We start from the raw sequence: 305 nt of genomic DNA on the forward strand, positions 1-305 counted from the left end.
GGCAGTCCGGTCTCGACCCACGGCAGTTGGTCTTCATCGACGAAACCTGGATCAAGACCAACATGGCGCCGCTGCGCGGTTGGGGGCCGAAGGGCAAACGCCTGCGCGGCTTGGCACCATACGGCCACTGGCGTACGCTGACCTTCCTCGGCGCGCTGCGCTGCGACCGGCTGACTGCACCTTGCGTCTTCGACGGGCCGATCAACGGCCAGTGCTTCCGCGCCTATGTCGAGCAGCAGCTCGTGCCAGTGCTTGAGCCGGGCGACATCGTCGTCATGGACAATCTCGGCTCCCACAAGTCGGCA

General features: G+C 65.6%; 1 protein-coding gene. It reads left to right on the top strand.

What is annotated here, in order from left to right:
- Positions 1-305, top strand: a 305-nt coding sequence (locus EN808_RS35735) for a transposase (RefSeq protein ID WP_135918259.1), incomplete at both ends; no start/stop codon positions are given.

Origin of the sequence: Mesorhizobium sp. M8A.F.Ca.ET.165.01.1.1 (genome assembly GCF_004792065.1) — a bacterium.
Taxonomy (GTDB): Bacteria; Pseudomonadota; Alphaproteobacteria; order Rhizobiales; family Rhizobiaceae; genus Mesorhizobium.